Consider the following 16,397-nt stretch of genomic DNA (forward strand, 5'->3'; position numbering starts at 1 on the left):
AGGAAGCGATGGGCAAGCGGCTGGACGGCAGGGTCGCGGTGGTCACCGGCGGCGCCAGCGGCATCGGCCTGGCCTCGGTGCGCAGGCTCGCCACCGAGGGCGCCAGGGTCGTGGTCGCCGACGTCGACCCGGACGCGGGCAGGGCGGCCGCCGCCGAGGTCGACGGCCTGTTCGTGCGCACCGACGTCACCAGCGAGGACGACGTCCGGGCGCTGTTCCAGACCACCGTCGACACCTACGGCTCCCTCGACGTCGCCTTCAACAACGCGGGCATCTCCCCACCCGAGGACGACTCGATCCTCACCACCGGCATCGAGGCGTGGAACCGGGTCCAGCAGGTCAACCTGACCTCGGTCTACCTGTGCTGCAAGTACGCCATCGAGCACATGCGCTCCCGCCGCCGCGGCTCGGTGATCAACACGGCCTCCTTCGTGGCGGTGATGGGCGCGGCCACCTCGCAGATCTCCTACACCGCGTCCAAGGGCGGTGTGCTGGCCATGAGCCGCGAACTGGGCGTCCAGTTCGCCCGCGAGGGCATCCGGGTCAACGCCCTGTGCCCCGGCCCGGTCAACACCCCCCTGCTGCGCGAACTGTTCGCCGCCGACCCCGAGCGCGCCGCCCGCAGGCTCGTCCACGTCCCCATGGGCCGCTTCGCCGAACCCGAGGAGATCGCTGCCGCGGTCGCCTTCCTCGCCAGCGACGACTCCTCCTTCATGACCGCCTCCCAATTCCTCGTCGACGGCGGCATCTCGGGCGCCTACGTCACCCCGCTGTGACCCCCGGCAGCCCCGACCCACCCGACCCGATCGAGTTCCCACCCGCCGCACCCGGTGACCTCGGATCGCAAGCGGGGGCCGCTGCCCCCGGTGATCCCGGGTCGCCGGAGGGATCCGCTGTGCCCGGCGGCCTCGGGGCGCGGGATGGGTCTGCTGCGGCGGGCGGTTCCCGTCTGTCGAAGGGACCTGTTGTGCCCGATGGCCCAGGGTCGCGGGAGGAGCCTGTTGCGGCGGGCGATCCCGGGTTCCTCGGTGGGCCTGCTGTGGCGGGCGGTCCTGGGTCGTCCGGGGGTGCGGGTGGGGCGGTCGGTGGGAGCGGGTGGGGGGTCGCCGGGGCGGATCCGCTGCTGGAGGAGTTCTTCCGGCCGGTGCGGGCCGGGAACGCGTTCGAGGAGACGGTGGAGCGGATGCTCCAGGCGATCCGGCTCGGGGTGGTGGCGCCGGGGGCGAGGCTGCCCGCCGAGCGGGAGCTGTCGGCCCGGCTCGGGGTGAGCCGGGTGACGCTGCGGGAGGCGCTGCGGGCGTTGCAGCAGGCCGGGTACGTGCGGTCGCGGCGGGGGCGGTACGGCGGCACCTTCGTCCGCCCCGACCCGCCGTCGCGCACGCCGCCGCGACCGCGGGCGGAACTGGCGGCGGAACTGGACGACACCCTCACCCTGCGCGCGGTGCTGGAGCCCGGTGCCGCCGAGGTCGCCGCCTCCCGCGCCCTGCCCCCGCGGCTGCGCAGGCACCTGCGCGCCCGCCTCGACGACTGCACCGGTGCGGCCCCGGTGGACTACCGCCGCCACGACTCCCGCCTGCACCTGGCCATCGCCGAAGCCGCGGCGGCCCCGTCCCTCACCGGCGCCGTCGCCGACGTCCGCACCCGGCTCAACGCCCTCCTGGACGCGATCCCCCTCATCCCGCCCAACATCACCCACTCCGACCACCAGCACGCGCTGATCGTCACCGCCATCCTCGACGGCGACCCGCCCGCCGCCCGCGCCGCCATGGCCGAACACCTCGCGGGCACCGCCTCCCTGCTGCGGGGCTTCCTCTCCTGAAGCCCCCACCCGCCGTCGCGGTGTGTGCTGCACCCGGTTCACACCACCCGAACGGCCCGGTGACCTATCGTCTTAGGGTGAATCCGCCGCAGTGAACCGACGACAGGGGGTGGGCAAGTGGCACAGGACGACCGACGCCCCCCGCCGCCCGGGCCACCCCCGACCCGCCCGGCGCCCCCCGCCCCCCACCCGTCGACCAGCGAATACGGTGGTCGAGGCGCCCGCGTGGACACCCCGCCACCGCCCCACCGCCAGCCCCCCGGTGCCCCCGGTCCCGGCAACCACCCGAACGGCGGTTCCCCCCACTCGCACCCCGCGGCCCCCACCCCCCAGGCCGCGAACGGCCACCCCGCCCCGAACACGCGCGGGCCTCGACACCGCCCCGCCCTCCCCGAGCCGACCAACGGCCACCCCCTCCCCCCACACCAAGCCCCCCAGCCACCCCCAGGCACCGGACACGCCTCCGGCGGCCACCCGCAGAACGGTTGGCAGGGCGCTCCGACCAACGGCCACCCGGTACCGCCGCGGGGCGCCGGGCCCGCGGGTGCTGGTCGTCCGGCTGCGCCGCAGGACAGGTGGGAGGACGACCCGCGCCCCAGCGCGCCCGCGTCGACCAACGGTCACGCCGCGCCGCCCCGGGGCGCCGGGCACCGGGTCGACGCTCGCCCGCTTTCACCGGACGAGCGCGGGACCGGTCCGCGCTTCGACGGCCCCGCGTCGACCGGTGCCCGCGCGGTTGCGGGCGGTGCCGGGCAAGCATCCGGCGGTCGTCCGCTTCCGCAGGACGTGCACCAGGGCAGGTCGCGCCCCGCCGCCCCGGCGCAGGCCGATGGGCACGCGGTGGCGGGACGCCCGGCTGGTGGCCGTCCGGCTCCGCAGAACGGGTACGAGGGCGATCCGCGTCCCGCTGCCTCCGCACCGACCAACGGACACCCCCTGCCGCCGCGCCCCGACTCCCCAGGCGGCTGGGACGCGGAGCAGCGCTCCGGCTCCCTCAACCCGGCCGACGGGTCCTCCGTGCCTCCGCGAGCCGCTCCGCGTCCGCCCCAGGGGCAACCATTCTCAGGTGGACGGCAGGGCGAGCACCCCGCCGACCCACCCGGTGGCCGCCCGGCAGCCCCGCCGCAGGCCAATGGCCACTCCGCTCCGCCGGGGGCCTGGGAACAGGAGCAGCGCCCCGATGCGCCTGCGCGCTCCAACGGTCACCCGGCGCCGCCGCGCCCGGCGGCAGGGTTCGATTCCCCGCAGGGCCGGGAGGTCGAGCAGCGCACTGGCGCATCCGCGCGGCCCAACGGGCATCCCGTGCCGCCGCGTTCCGGCGCACCCGCGCGCTCCGATGGACACCGCTCCGCCGCAGGGCCTGATCCCTCGCAGGCGCGGGGCGGGCCGCGTTCCGGTGGTTCCGAGGGGCACCCGGGCGCGACCGCGAGCCGTCCGGTGCCCTCGGAGGTCCAGTACGGCGGGCGGCGGGCAGGCGCCCCCGCGCCCACCGACGGCCGCCCCGTGCCGAACGGGACACCCCAGCCGACCAACGGTCACCCCATCCCGCCCGACGAACGGCGACCGGACGCCGAGGCGGTGCCGCCGAACTCCGGGGGGCGCAGGCGCAGGCCGGACGGTGACGTCCCGCCGCCTCCCCCCGTGCGGCCCGGTGGCAGGCGCAGGCGGGCCGAGCCCGAGGCGTTCGACCTGCCCACCGACATCAACCGGCCCGACGGTGACCTGCTCGACCCGGGCGCCCCCGCCGGGACCACCCCGCCGCGGCGCGGGGCACCGGTCGACGCCCCGACCGAGGTCCTGGCCCCGGCCACCGAGGTCATCCCGCGGATCCGGCCGGACCTCGACAGGCCGACCGAGCGCATCGCCGCCGCACCCGCTGCCACTGCTTTTGCCCCCGTCCCGGAACCGGAGACCGACGACGACCCGGTCGACCGGGCTGACGACCGCTACGAGGACGACCACGACGAGGACGACCACTACGACGACGACCACTACGACGACGAGTACGACGAGGACGAGGACACCGCGCCCGCGCCCAGGACGAGCCGGGTCGCCAAGGCGATCACGGCGGCGGGCGAGGTCATGGTCACCCTCGGCGTGGTCGTGCTGCTGTTCGTGGTCTACGAGGTGTGGATCACCGACCTGATCTCCGCGGGCAAGCAGGACGACGTGACCTCCGCCCTGGACGAGCAGTGGAACGCCCCCGGCGACGACCCGCAGCGGCAGCAGCGCTTCGAGTTCGCCGAGGGGGAGGGGATGGCGAAGCTCTACATCCCCGCGCTCGGCGAGGACTACAAGTTCACCGTCGTGGAGGGGACCACCGACGCCGACCTGGAGATCGGGCCGGGGCACTACAAGAACTCCGCGCTGCCCGGGCAGCGGGGGAACTTCGCCGTGGCGGGGCACCGGGTGGGCAAGGGGGCGCCGTTCAACGACCTCGACCTGCTCCAGGCCTGTGACGCCATCGTGGTGGAGACGCAGACCAGTTGGTTCGTCTACCGGATGTTGCCCACCGACGCCGACGCGCGGACCTGGGCGGAGTCCAAGGCGGCGGACCCGAAGTGCGCGGGCAAGGACGGCGGGTCGAAGGTGGAGCCGCTCGGCGGCGAGTACGCGAAGGCGACCGGCAGGCAGATCGTGACCCCGCAGCAGAGCGAGGTCGTGGCCCCGGTGCCGGGCAAGGTCGACTCCACGCTGGCCAAGGACCAGCGGCTGAAGCTGATCACGCTGACCACCTGCCACCCGAAGTTCTCCAACAAGGAGCGGATGATCCTGCAGGGGGTCATGGTGCGGGAGCAGCCGAAGACCGCGGACCACACCGTCGTCCCCGTCGAGCTGGGCGAGACCAGTTGACTCTGTGTGACGACGTCACTCCATTCGCGTCATCATAGTGTTATGAAAGTTCACTCGCCCAGCCCAATAAGAGATCAAAAACTTGTCTCCGTTCACCGTGGGCCGTAAACCAACACCTTCAGATGGTGTATTCGGTGGAGGAAATATGAGCCAAACGGTGAACTCCAACTGGCAGGGCTTCTGGGCGGAGCTGCCCAAGGTGAGCGGCGGCGCCGTGTGGGACAGCGCGGGGGAGGAGACAGCCACCGCGCAGTTGCCGTGGTTCCAGCCGCACTTCGCCGAGGGGCTGCCCGTCCTCGACATCGGCTGCGGCAACGGCACCCAGTCCGCCGCCCTGGCCCAGGTGTTCCCCCGGGTGCTGGGGCTCGACTTCGCCCCGGCCGCCATCGAGCACGCCCGGCAGTTGCAGGCCGACAGCCCGGTGGAGTTCCGCACCTTCGACCTCGCCGACACCGCCGCCGCCGAGGCGCTGCACGCCGAGCTGGGCGACGTGAACGTCTACATGCGCGGCGTGCTGCACCAGATGCCCGACGAGCGCCGCCCCGACGCCGCGGCCTCGCTGGCGGTCCTGCTGGGCGAGACCGGTCACCTGTTCGCCGTCGAGCTGTCCCCGGCGGCCGGGCAGACCATCCAGTCCGCCGTGGCGAAGGCGCCGGACGCGGTGCCGAAGATGCGGATGGTGTTCAAGCACAACCTGACCCCCGCCGCCTGGCTGGACGGCAAGCTGGAGGCCGTGCTCGGCGGCGCGGGCCTGGAAATCGTGACCGGCGGCGCCACGACGCTGCACGGCACCGACCGCCTGCCCGACGGCACCCCGCTCGACCTGCCGATGAACTACGTGGTGGCCCGCCGCGGGTAGTCGCCGGGCCGCGTCCGGCACGAGCCTGGATTGTGCCGGTGGTGCGCGGTCTTGTGGCTGGGGTGCCTGGCTGGGGTGCCCGGCTGGGTGGATGTGCTTGGCCGGGGCCCCTACGGCGATCATGCGGCCCAGCGTGACAGGGTGGGGCTGAAGGGATGCCCCACCGCCCAGGCAGGCTTGCACATGATCGCCACCCCCGGCCAAACACATCCACCCACCCGGGCAGTTGGGTAGGCGGGCCGCCGGTTGCGAGGGTGGTCACCGCCAAGCGCATCCACCCACCCGGACATTCGCTCGCCGGGCCGCCGGTTTCGGGGTGCTCACCCGTCGAGCGCATCTACCTACCTGGGCAGTTTCATAGCCGGGCCTGCGGTTGCGCGGGTGGTCGGCAGGGGAAGCGCATCCACCACCCGGCGTCTGCTCAGCCGGGCGGCGGTTCGTGGGTGGCCGGGCGGCTTCCCGGGCTGGTCCCGGGGGCGTGGGCCGGACGTGATCCGGGTCCACGCCCCTCCCGCCGCGGGGGGTGCCCCGGCTAGGGTGCTCCCCGTGGTGACCCCATGATCGAGAAGATCCTGCCCGCCGCCGTCGTCGCGGTGGAGGCGTACGACGACCCGCCGGAGGCCGTGCTCCTGCCCGAGGAGGAGCCGTGCGTGGCCAAGTCCGTCGACAAGCGCAGGCGCGAGTTCACCACCGTCCGGCACTGCGCCCGGCAGGCGCTGGCCCGGTTGGGCCGCCCGCCCGCGGCGATCATCCCCGGTGAGCGCGGTGCCCCGGGGTGGCCGGACGGTGTGGTGGGCAGCATGACCCACTGCGCCGGGTACCGGGCCGCGGTGCTGGCCGAGGCGCGCGAGATCGTCACCGTGGGCATCGACGCCGAGCCGCACGTGCCGCTGCCCGAGGGCGTGGAGAACGCGGTGACCCTCGCCGACGAGCGGGTGCACCTGGCCGAGTTGGCCGCCGCGCACCCCGGTGTGCACTGGGACAAGCTGCTGTTCGCGGCCAAGGAGAGCGTCTACAAGGCGTGGTTCCCGCTGGCCAGGGAGTGGCTGGGGTTCTCCGACGCGCGGTTGCGGTTCGACCCGGCTGGCACCTTCACCGCCGAGTTGCTCGTCGACGGCCCCCAGGTCAAGGGGGAGATGTTGCGCGGGTTCCAGGGCCGGTGGCTGGCCGAGGGCGGGTTCGTGGTCGCCGCGATCGCCATCGCCGTCTGACTTGGTAGGTTGCGTTGAGCAACCAACTCCAGCGGAGGCGACGATGGCGGCAGGCTCGGGACCGTGGGCGGAACCCGGGGCGTTCGAGGTGGCCCCGGGCGTGCACCGCATCCCGCTGCCACTGCCCGGTGACGGCCTGCACGCGGTCAACGTCTACAGCGTCGAGACCGCCGACGGGGTGGTGCTGATCGACTCCGGTTGGGGGTTGCGGGAGGCGCGCGACCTGCTGGAGTCCGCGCTGAACTCCCTGGACCACGACTTCGGCTCGGTGTCGCGGTTCCTGGTCACCCACATGCACCGCGACCACTACACGATGGCCGTGGAGCTGCGCCGGATGTTCGGCACCCGGATCGCCCTGGGCATCGGTGAGCAGCCCAACCTCGACGTGGTCCTCGCGGGTGACGCCGAGCGCCAGGTGACCGACCTGCGCGCGTGGGGCGCGACCGCCCTCCAGGCGAAGCTGCGGGCGATGCTGGGTGCCCGCGACCCCGGCCGCCCCAGCTACGAGCTGCCCGACGAGTGGCTCTCCGGGACCCAGGACATCGTCCTCGGCGACCGCACCCTCACCGCCGTGCCGACCCCCGGCCACACCCGCGGGCACGTCGTGTTCGTCGACGCGGCGGCCGGGCTGCTGTTCGCCGGGGACCACGTGCTGCCGCACATCACCCCGTCGATCGGCTTCGAGCCCGCCAGGGCCCGGCTGCCGCTGGGTGACTACTTGGACTCGCTGCGGCTGATGCGCACCCACCCGGACATGCGGCTGCTGCCCGCGCACGGCCCGGTGGCCCCCAGCGTGCACGCCAGGGTGGACGAGCTGCTGGAGCACCACGAGCAGCGGCTGGCGCGCACCGCCGAGGCCGTCCGCGACGGCGCGGGCACCGCGTTCGAGGCCGCCCGCCGCCTGGGCTGGACCCGGCGCGAGCGCGCCTTCGACACCCTCGACCTGTTCAACCAGGTGCTGGCCGTCGGGGAGACCGCGGCGCACCTGGACGTGCTCGTCGTCCGCGGCGCGCTCACGTCGTCCACTGTGGACGGCGTGGTGGAGTACGCGGCACCGGGTCAGTCGAACAGCGAGGGCTGACCACCCGGGGCGGCGCCCTCGATCCCCAGCATCCGCAGCTTGGTGGCGGCACCGGCGCCCGCGGAGAACCCGCCGACCTTGCCGCCCGCGCCCAGCACCCGGTGGCACGGCACGACGACCGGGTACGGGTTGGCGCCCATGGCCTGCCCCACCGCCTGCGCGGACCCGGGCGCCCCGATCGCCCTGGCGACCTCGCCGTAGGTCGTGGTCTCGCCGGGGGGAACGGTGCGGGTGAACTCGTAGGCGCGGCGGTGGAACTCGGGGATGCCGGTCGGGTCGACCGGGATGTCGCGCAGGTCGTCGCGCTCGCCCCCGAGCAGCCCGACGATCCGGCGGACCGCGTCGGCCACCGGCGCCCCGGGTTCGGTGGGCACCGGGTCGGCGATCCGCCCGCGCAGGTGCGCCTCGGTGCCCGCCCGGTCGCCGCCGGGCAGCTCCACGGCCACCAGGCCGCGGTCGTTCCAGGCCAGCGCGCACCAGCCCAGCGGCGTGTCGAACATCGTGTACGCGGTCACCGCCGTATTCTCCCGCCCCGCGCGCACCGAACCCCGCGCCGGGGTGGCGGCGCGGGGTTCGGCTGATCGCACGGCGTCCGGGCTCCGGTGGTTTCCGGGACCGGGACGGTGGATCAGGTGTGCAGCAGCTGGTTGAAGAAGGAGCGGTAGCGGCGCAGGGCCTGGCGCAGGTCCTCGGTGTGGGCCTCGCTGTCGTCGCCGCCCTGCCACTGGCCCTCGAGGTCGCGCTTGTGCTCGGCGAAGGTCTTGGCCAGGTTCTGCATGACCTCGGCCACCAGGTGGTCGGCGTCGCGGACGGCCGCGCGCGGGTCGTCGACGAAGTTCGCCTGGACCTTCGACCACTCGCCCCGGAAGCGCTCCACCTCGGCGGTGGCGAACAGTTCCGCGCCGGGCTCCTCGGCGTCGCCCGCGGCGGGGGTGCCGCGCTCGCGCTGCCCGCCCTGCGCCGGGACCTGCTCGGTGGCGGCGGCCTCGGCGTACCCGTGCGGGCGGATCTGGTCCACCGAGGGACCGGCGTCGTGAGCCGGGGCGCCGTCCCACACGCTCTGCCCGCTTTGGCCGCTCTGGCGGTCGGTGGGGTGCGGGTCGGTGCCGTCGACGGTGGTGAACCCGCCCTGGCCGCGGTCGTCGCCGACCGCGTGGTCCGGGCGGGCCGCGGCGCCGTGGCGATCCGGGTTCCGGTCGTCGCCGCGGTGCCCGTCGGCCGGGTGGTCGGCGGCGTGCGCGCCGTCGGCCTTCTCGTCCACTGTGGACTTCGCCGGGCTGGAGTCGGACACCAGGTCCTCGGTGTGCAGTCGATCGTCGTCGGGAGTGGTGCTGTTGCGCATGGGGGTGCCTCCGGTTCGGGGGATCGGGGGGAGCGGTGCTCAGCGCTTGGCGGTCGGGCGGTGCGGCGCGTCGCCGTCCACCGCGTGCCCGTCGTTGCCGCCGCGGTGCCCGTCGCCGCCCAGCAGGTCGGTGAACAGGTCGCGGTAGTGCACCATCGCCTCGCGCAGCTCCTCGGTGGAGGCGTTCTCCTTGCCGCGCACCTGGTGCGCGGCGCGGTAGTGCTCCATGGTGGACGCGTGCTCCACGGACAGCCTGCGCACGCGGTCCTCGTGCGAACCGTCGGTCGGGTAGCCGCGCTCGGCCATCACGACGGTGACCAGCCGGTCGGCCTCCTGCACCGCGGGGGCGGGGCGGTCGACGAACTGCTCCTGCACGCTCCGCCACTGCGCGGCGTAGCGATCGCGCGCCTGCGGCTCCAGCGGCCGGATGTCCAGCTTGGCGTGTTCCTTCTCCCGCTCCAGCAGTTCGCGCTCGGCGTCCTTGCGCGGGTGCTCGGCGATCGTCCGGTCGTACTCGGGACCGAACCGCTCGCGCAGGTGCTTGCGCCGGGATTGCATCCGGACGACCACTGCCACCAACGCGATGATGACGACGGCCGCGACGACGATGCCGATGATCGCGCCTGTCGACATGTGGTTCTCCTTTCGGTGCAAGGATTTTCTCCTCGTTGACCGGTGACGTACCACCCGGGCCGAACCTGAAACGGGAAAGGGACCACGTTGGGCCGTTTGCCGCACCCCGGCGCCCCGGACGCCGTCATCCCGCTCGCCCACGGGGTTCCGCCCGGATCGGTGCGCACCTGGTCCGCCGCCGAGACCGGCGGGGTGGGTGATCACGAGGAGTTCCCGGCAGGCGCCGACGCCGCGCTCTCCGGGGGCCTTGCTGTGCACAGTGGACGATCGCCGGCCTGGCGCCGTCTCGCCCGTCCACGACCTCCGCGAACGCGGAGCCGCGCGGCAGGCTCGCTGCTCAACCCGCCGTCGCGCCGCGCTGATCCGGGGTGGTCAGGCCTCCAGCGAGACCAAGTCGCGGTCGCCGAACTGGTAACCGACACCGCGCACGGTGCGCACCAGCGGCACCGTGGGGTCGATCTTGCTGCGCAGCCTGCGGATGTGCACGTCCACGGTGCGCTCGCTGACGTAGGAGGTGCCCCACACCGCGCTCATCAGCGCCTGCCTGCGGTGCACCCGGTTCGGGTGCCCGGCCAGGTAGGCCAGGAGGTCGAATTCCAACCTGGTCAGTTCCACCTCGCGTTCGTGCCAGAGCACCCGGCGCGAACCGGTCAGCACCCGCAGCGGGGCCCGCGCGCCCCGCGGCAGCGGCACCACCACCCCCAGCGGGGGCGTCTCGTCGACGGTGACCGCGGCGGTCACCCCGTCGTGCCTGCCGAGCGCGTGCAGGGCGTCCGCCAGTTCCCCCGCCAGCGCGGGCACCGCCGCCGCGGCGGCGGTGAGGTGCACGGTCAGGGTGAGCCGGGCCGGGCGGGTGGCGCTGGATCGGTGGTCGGAGAGTGCGGCAACCATGGTTGTACCCCTAGTGGTGTGAGTCGGGCAGCGGGTGCGGCGGGAGCGGGCGAACGGGGTCGCTCAGCTCGGACATCGCTTGCCGTTGATCACGGTAGGGGGCACGTCAGACAGTCGACCAGGGGACTAATGCCTGGTCAACGGTGTTCCGCAGCGTGGGATCCGTAGCTCAGGTCACTCCGCTGTCACCCCGGCGGCGGTTTCCACCGCGAGGTACGGGTGCACCGGGGCGTCCCCGCCGCGCGGCAGGAACCACTCGTCGAAGTCCAGCCCGGGGGTGCCGAGCAGGTCGATGTCGTCCTCGTCGGCGTCCGCGCCCTCGGCCTGGTCGTAGAGGCGCTCGTGCTCCACGCCGCCGAGCACGTGCTCGTCGAACGCGGCCATGATCTCCTTCATCGGCAGCTCGTCGATCAGCCCGGCCAGCTCGAGCTGCACCGCCGCCTCGGTCTTGAGCACGTGCAGCGCCAGCGCCTCGGCCGTGCACAGCGGCGCGGTCCAACCCGGCTGGGTCAGCCGGTGGCCCAGGATCGCGGTGATCACCAGGAACTGCTTGGCGAACAGGGCGCCGTAGTGGTCGGCGTAGCGCTGGGGGAGCTGGTCGAGCACGCTGAGCGCCTCCACCTCGCTGGCCGAGGCCTCCGCGTCCTCCAGCTCCTGCACGTCGGCGAACAGCTCGTCGGTGAGGACCTCCATGCCCTGCACCATGGCCCCGGCGACCAGCCGGGCGGCCTGCGCCGACACCGCGCAGGACGGGTCGTCCGCGACGTGCCCGAACGCCTCCGGGCCCACCGCGCGCAGCTGCGCCGAGGACGCCTCCAGCTCGTCGCGCAGGGCGGCGACCTCCTCCTCGGACAGCTCCTCGTCCTCGTCGTCGGAGTCCTCGGCCACCTCGACGTCGCCGAGCGCGGCCGCCAGGTCGTCGTCGGTGGCGATGACCTCGCACCGGCCCACCGTCCAGCCCTCCAGCAGGTCGGTCTGGGCCAGCAGCTCGGTCAGCACGTGCCGGGCCGCCTCCTCGGCGAAGGCCAGGGCGGGGGCGTCCAGCAGCCAGGTGATGACCGCCCCGTGCGGGTGCACCGCGACCCGGTGGTCGAGCGGCTCCACCTCCAGCCCGTCCGGCCCCTCGATCCCGGCGAGCAGGTCGAGCTGCTCGTCGAGCAGGGCGGCGACGCCGTGCTGCTGCAGCGGGTCGAGACCGGGGAGGTCCGGGGCGGGGGCGACGTCGGCGGTGAGCTGGTATTCCACGTACCGGAGTCTAGAAGCCCCGTCAGTCGACGAGGGCGATGGGCGCCCGTGGCCGCAGGTACGGGCCGTCCGCGCCGGTGCCCGCCTGCTCGATGACCATGTCCGCGCGGCGCCCGCGCACCCGCAGGGTGGCCACCGCGTTGCCGAAGTACGGGCCCGCCGCCTTCGTCCAGTCCACCGGCAGCGGTTCGATCTCGTCGGAGCGGTACATCCACCGGCGCAGCCCGTTGGCCAATGGCCGCCACCAGGCCAGCTTGAACAGCGGCCGCATGTACCCCTCGATGCTGTTGTGCAGCGGCGAGCAGGTCAGCTGCCACACCCTGGCGTTGACCTCCCGGTCGAAGGTGGCCTCGGCGGCGTAGACGTGGTGCACGTCGCCGGAGAGCACGCACACCGACGCCGCGCTGCCCTCGGCGATGCGGCGGATGAGCCGGGTCAGCCGGTCGTAGGAGCCGCGGAAGGACGGCCAGTGCTCCAGGTCGGCGCCCTGGCGCAGCTTCTCCGCCAGCCGCCCGCGCCAGTCGGTGCGCCGGGCGGAGACCTCGTTCATCGACTGGGCGTGGCTGACCACGTGCGGCATCAGCCACGGCAGCGAGGAGCCGATGAGCAGGTGGTCGTAGTCGCCCTCGGCGTTCTCCTCGATCCACTCGAACTCGCCGTCGCCGACCATGGAGCGGTGCCCGTCCTTGAGGATGCGCCCGGAGCGGGTGTCGATGACCAGCAGCCGCACGTTGCCGAAGTCGCGGCGGTAGCTCCAGCGGGTGCCCTTGCGCCCGTTGACCTCCTGGGCGGCGGCCTCGGCGAACGCGCGCAGCACGCCCTCGGCGTCACCGGAGCGGCCCTCGGCCAGCACCGCGGCGAAGGTCTTGTCCTCGGCCAGCTCCTCCGGCGACAGGTTGCCGATGTGCTGGTAGATCCAGTACGTGACGAGCGCGCCCTGCTCGCGCTCGGCCCACCAGGAGGTGGCCTCGATGGCGTCGCGCCAGTCCTGGGAGGTGTTCCAGTCGTCGCGCACGTCGTGGTCGTCGAAGACCATGGAGGTGGGGACGGTGGACAGCAGCCAGCGGATCAGCGGGGTCGACCAGGACTCGTGGTAGAGCCGGACGTACTCCTCGAAGTTCGCCACCTCCACCCCGGGCGGCTCGTCCAGCGACCGGCGGGTGGAGATCCACTCCTGGGTCGCCTTGCTGGTCTCGTCGGCGTACACCTGGTCACCGAGCATGACCATGGAGTCCGGCCAGTCCCGCTCGTCCTGGGTGCTCATCCGCACCGCGTAGGCGGCGAGCGCGTCGGTGCCCCACTTCTTGTTCTCCGCCGGGTCCTCGCTCTCGGGCTTGCGGCAGGACCCGAAGAGCATCAGGAAGTCGTGGTCGCCGCCGACGGGCAGCGTGCGGATGCGGCTGGGCGGCAGGTCGGAGCCGGGCAGCGGCCAGCGCACCTCCCCGTCGAGGCGCACCTGGTACTCCAGCGACGTCGCCGGTTCCAGGTCGGTGAGCACGACCAGCGCGTAGTGGCGGCCCGCGACCCGGAAGGTGGGGGTCTCCCGGCCCGCGACGTCGACCGCGCACGCGGCGTCGGTCTCCACCCACACCGTGGCCGACCGGTCGTCCACGTGCCGCAGCAGCGGCCCCAGCAGCAGCTCAGCCATGCCAACTCCTCTGCTCCGACTCGACGACCGGACGACCATATCCGCAGTCCAGCACCCCCGCCCGCGGGTGGGGAATCCACTGTGGACCCACTGCGGCCGGTGCGCCGGTCACCGCTGGTCACTTCGGCGCAACGCCACTGCGCCGAATGGGTGTTCGATCCGCGCGAATGGCCCAGTCGGTCTTCTCGGCGATCCGCCGCGTCGGGTCCACGCGCGGTCGTCGCGCAGGTCTGGGCGCGTTCCGGCCTGCGAGGGCGCATGCTGCCAGGTGTGCGCCGCGCCCGGCGCGGAGGGGTCGCCATGAGTTCGGTCACCCTCGCCGGGGCGGTTTCCGCGCCCGGGGAGCGGGGCGCGCGGCGATGGCGGGGCGTCGGATGGAAGGTCCTAAGTGGACAGTCGGTCGCCGCTCGACCACCCCCGCGCCCGGTCGCCCCGACCCCGGCCCCGGGGTCCGCGACCGTGACCCGACCACGGTCGCGGGTAATCCGATCGAGTACTTCGATCACGAACACCTCGCCAGGTGCCCCCTCCCTCGGCCAGAGTTGGAACGCTCGCACCCGCGCGCGCCGCGCGCCGCCTCCGGAAGAGCACCCGCGACACCCCGCCGGTGCTGACGGCGACAGCGAGGAACAGGAGACCGGGCACTTGGACGACGTGGTCCCGCTGCCGCTCCCGCACACGGTCGACCGGCCCCACCCGGCACCGCCCGCGGGCGGCCGGTCCGCGCTCCGGGCAGGCGGGCGGACGCGTCGAGGCGAAGATCCTTCGCCTGCGCCCCAGGGGACCCGGCGGCCGACCGCGGCCGGGGCGGGCACCCGGTCGGCGGCTCGCGCGCGGGACACCGGCGGGGCCGGGAGCACCGGGGGCGGTAGGGTCCTCCTGCTCCCCGGCGTGGCGAACCGCGATCCCGGTCACCCCGAGGCCCCGCACACCCGGCGCCCCGGCCGCGGGCGGAGCGGACACCCCACTCCCGGGCGGGACGCGCCTCCCCGCGCAGGCGCGCCCCGGCTCCCCCGCAGCGCGCACCGGACCGGCGCGCGACCGGCGACACCGGCCCACCGCGCAGCGGGACAGCTCCTCCGAGAACGGCAGGCACCTCTGCCTCCACCGGCCGTCGGCCGCCCCCGGGCGGCGGGCCGGGAAAGGGAACACGCATGAACGTCTACTTCCAGGGGATGCTCTGGGTCCTGGGCGCCGCGGCGGTCGCCGCCGCGATCGCCTACTTCCTGCGCCACGTCGGCGAGACCGAGGGCACGGTCGAGAACAACGAGTCGGCCGGGCAGGTGTTCACCATCGTCGGCGGGCTGCACGCGGTCCTGCTGGCGTTCGTGCTGATCTCGCTGTTCGACGGCACCACCGCCGCCGAGGAGGGCTCCTACCGCGAGGCCGACAGCGTCGTCGCCGCGTCCTGGGCCGCCGACGCGCTGCCCGAGCCCACCCGGACCGAGGTCCGCGACCTGGCCGCCCGGTACGCCCAGGAGGTCGCCGACGTCGAGTGGCCGATGATGGCCACCGGCAACGGCGAGGTCGGCGACAAGGGCTGGGAACTGCTGGACGAGCTGCGCGCCGCGATCCGCGAGGCCCAGACCGGCGACGACTTCCAGAACGACCAGAAGAACCTCGCCTCCGACAAGCTGTGGGAGGCCTACGAGGCCCGCCAGCAGCGGCTCAACACCGCCGGCGGCGACGGCGTCACCGACGTGGTGTGGTTCGCCCTGGTGCTCGGCAGCGTCATGACGATCTCGCTGGCACTGCTGTTCGGCGGACCGCAACCGCTGGTCCACATCATCATCGTCGGCATCCTGGCCGGTCTGCTGTCGCTGCTGCTGTTCGCCACCTACCAGTTGCAGAACCCGTTCGCGGGCGCGGCGAAGGTGGAACCGGCGGCCTTCGAAGCCGTGCTGGCCCGCCTGCGATGAGGCGCCCCCAGGCCGTCCTGTCCGCCATCGCCGCGTCCGCGGTGCTGGCGGGCACGGCGCTGCTCACCGCCGACCCGGACCCGGTCCTGCTGACCGCGGGCCCGCCCGCCCCGGCCGACTGCACCTTCTTCCGGGTCACCAGCAGCGGCCACGGCCTGTCCACCCTCAGCTCGATCGACCTGGCCGCGGGCACGGTGACCCGGCTGCGCACCCTGGAGTTCCGGGCCGCGGCCCTCGGCTACGCGAACGGCCGCATCTACGCCCTCACCGATGAGGGCTTCCACCCGACCGCCCGCCTGGTCACCATGGACACCACGGGCAAGGTGCTCTCGACCACGCCCCTGCGCGACACCGCCCACGGCGGCTTCGGCATCCGGGGAGGCGCGGTCGCCAACGGCCACTTCCACGCCATCGCGGGCACCACCCTGCTCTCCATCCGCCTCGCCGACGCCGTGGTCGACGGCCGGGTCCACCTGTCCCTGCCCGGCATCACCGTCGACGACCTCGCCCACCGCCCGGCGGACGGACGCCTCTACGGCGTGTCCACCCCGGTCCTGTTCCCCGGCCACGGCCGCGCGGTCCGGATCGACCCGGCCACCGGCAAGGTCACCCAGACCGGCCAGAACCCCCTCCCGGTCAGCACCTCCTACGGCTCAGTGGTCCTCGCCCCCGACGGCGCCCTCTACCCGATCTCCAACAAGACCAACGGCCGCTCCCGCGTCTACCGCCTCCCCCTGACCCCCGGCGGCAGCCCCACCGAAACCCTCGTCCTCCCCCCGGCGGACTCCGCCGACGCCTCCGAGTGCGTCCCCCGCCCGGCACCCCCCACCACCCCACCACCGCCCCCACCCCCCACTTCACCCCCGCCACCCCCGGCCCCACCCGCCCCGGGCCTG

General features: G+C 74.0%; 14 protein-coding genes. 8 read left to right on the plus strand and 6 right to left on the minus strand.

Annotation, left to right across the window (positions count from 1 at the left end; all coding sequences use genetic code 11):
• Nucleotides 1-8 precede the first annotated feature (8 nt).
• From L6E12_RS04155 to L6E12_RS04180, 6 genes are all read left to right on the plus strand, one after another.
• Nucleotides 9-776, plus strand: coding sequence for a 3-oxoacyl-ACP reductase (locus L6E12_RS04155; protein WP_236226528.1), 768 nt, complete (start codon nucleotides 9-11; stop codon nucleotides 774-776).
• Nucleotides 777-1,144: 368 nt separating this feature from the next.
• Nucleotides 1,145-1,819 carry an FCD domain-containing protein gene (locus L6E12_RS04160; protein WP_308074051.1) on the plus strand — a complete coding sequence of 225 codons (675 nt, stop codon included), beginning with the start codon at nucleotides 1,145-1,147 and terminating at the stop codon, nucleotides 1,817-1,819.
• 1,437 nt (nucleotides 1,820-3,256) lie between these two features.
• On the plus strand, nucleotides 3,257-4,672 hold the full coding sequence (locus tag L6E12_RS34255) for a class E sortase (protein WP_236226529.1): 1,416 nt from the start codon (nucleotides 3,257-3,259) through the stop codon (nucleotides 4,670-4,672).
• A gap of 145 nt (nucleotides 4,673-4,817) precedes the next feature.
• Complete coding sequence (locus L6E12_RS04170; RefSeq protein ID WP_236226530.1) at nucleotides 4,818-5,531, plus strand: class I SAM-dependent methyltransferase; 714 nt, start codon at nucleotides 4,818-4,820, stop codon at nucleotides 5,529-5,531.
• A 557-nt stretch (nucleotides 5,532-6,088) separates the two neighbouring features.
• On the plus strand, nucleotides 6,089-6,742 hold the full coding sequence (locus tag L6E12_RS04175; protein ID WP_236226531.1) for a 4'-phosphopantetheinyl transferase: 654 nt from the start codon (nucleotides 6,089-6,091) through the stop codon (nucleotides 6,740-6,742).
• Nucleotides 6,743-6,785: 43 nt separating this feature from the next.
• Entirely contained in the window at nucleotides 6,786-7,823 is a 1,038-nt protein-coding gene (locus tag L6E12_RS04180; RefSeq protein WP_236226532.1) for an MBL fold metallo-hydrolase, read from the plus strand.
• On the opposite strand, the gene L6E12_RS04185 is transcribed toward L6E12_RS04180, so the two are convergent.
• From L6E12_RS04185 to L6E12_RS04210, 6 genes are all read right to left on the minus strand, one after another.
• Complete coding sequence (locus tag L6E12_RS04185) at nucleotides 7,802-8,338, minus strand: methylated-DNA--[protein]-cysteine S-methyltransferase (RefSeq protein WP_308074055.1); 537 nt, start codon at nucleotides 8,336-8,338, stop codon at nucleotides 7,802-7,804. The genes L6E12_RS04180 and L6E12_RS04185 overlap by 22 nt on opposite strands.
• Nucleotides 8,339-8,451: 113 nt before the next feature.
• On the minus strand, nucleotides 8,452-9,165 hold the full coding sequence (locus L6E12_RS04190; RefSeq protein ID WP_236226533.1) for a hypothetical protein: 714 nt from the start codon (nucleotides 9,163-9,165) through the stop codon (nucleotides 8,452-8,454).
• A gap of 39 nt (nucleotides 9,166-9,204) precedes the next feature.
• Nucleotides 9,205-9,798 carry a hypothetical protein gene (locus tag L6E12_RS04195; RefSeq protein WP_236226534.1) on the minus strand — a complete coding sequence of 198 codons (594 nt, stop codon included), beginning with the start codon at nucleotides 9,796-9,798 and terminating at the stop codon, nucleotides 9,205-9,207.
• Between the two features lie 372 nt (nucleotides 9,799-10,170).
• Nucleotides 10,171-10,689 carry a winged helix-turn-helix domain-containing protein gene (locus L6E12_RS04200; RefSeq protein ID WP_236226535.1) on the minus strand — a complete coding sequence of 173 codons (519 nt, stop codon included), beginning with the start codon at nucleotides 10,687-10,689 and terminating at the stop codon, nucleotides 10,171-10,173.
• A 174-nt stretch (nucleotides 10,690-10,863) separates the two neighbouring features.
• Nucleotides 10,864-11,934: a hypothetical protein gene (locus L6E12_RS04205; RefSeq protein WP_236226536.1), complete on the minus strand. Its 1,071-nt coding sequence runs from the start codon at nucleotides 11,932-11,934 to the stop codon at nucleotides 10,864-10,866.
• 22 nt (nucleotides 11,935-11,956) lie between these two features.
• Complete coding sequence (locus tag L6E12_RS04210) at nucleotides 11,957-13,582, minus strand: alkaline phosphatase D family protein (protein WP_236226537.1); 1,626 nt, start codon at nucleotides 13,580-13,582, stop codon at nucleotides 11,957-11,959.
• A gap of 1,154 nt (nucleotides 13,583-14,736) precedes the next feature.
• Between L6E12_RS04210 and L6E12_RS04215 the strand changes: the two genes are divergently transcribed.
• Nucleotides 14,737-15,501 (plus strand): hypothetical protein, encoded by a 765-nt coding sequence (locus L6E12_RS04215; protein ID WP_236226538.1) that lies wholly within the window; start codon nucleotides 14,737-14,739, stop codon nucleotides 15,499-15,501.
• A partial coding sequence (locus L6E12_RS04220; protein ID WP_236226539.1) for a hypothetical protein occupies nucleotides 15,498-16,397 on the plus strand: 900 nt, incomplete at its 3' end. The genes L6E12_RS04215 and L6E12_RS04220, both read left to right, overlap by 4 nt.

This window comes from Actinokineospora sp. PR83 (assembly GCF_021056305.1).
Classification (GTDB): domain Bacteria; phylum Actinomycetota; class Actinomycetes; order Mycobacteriales; family Pseudonocardiaceae; genus Actinokineospora; species Actinokineospora spheciospongiae.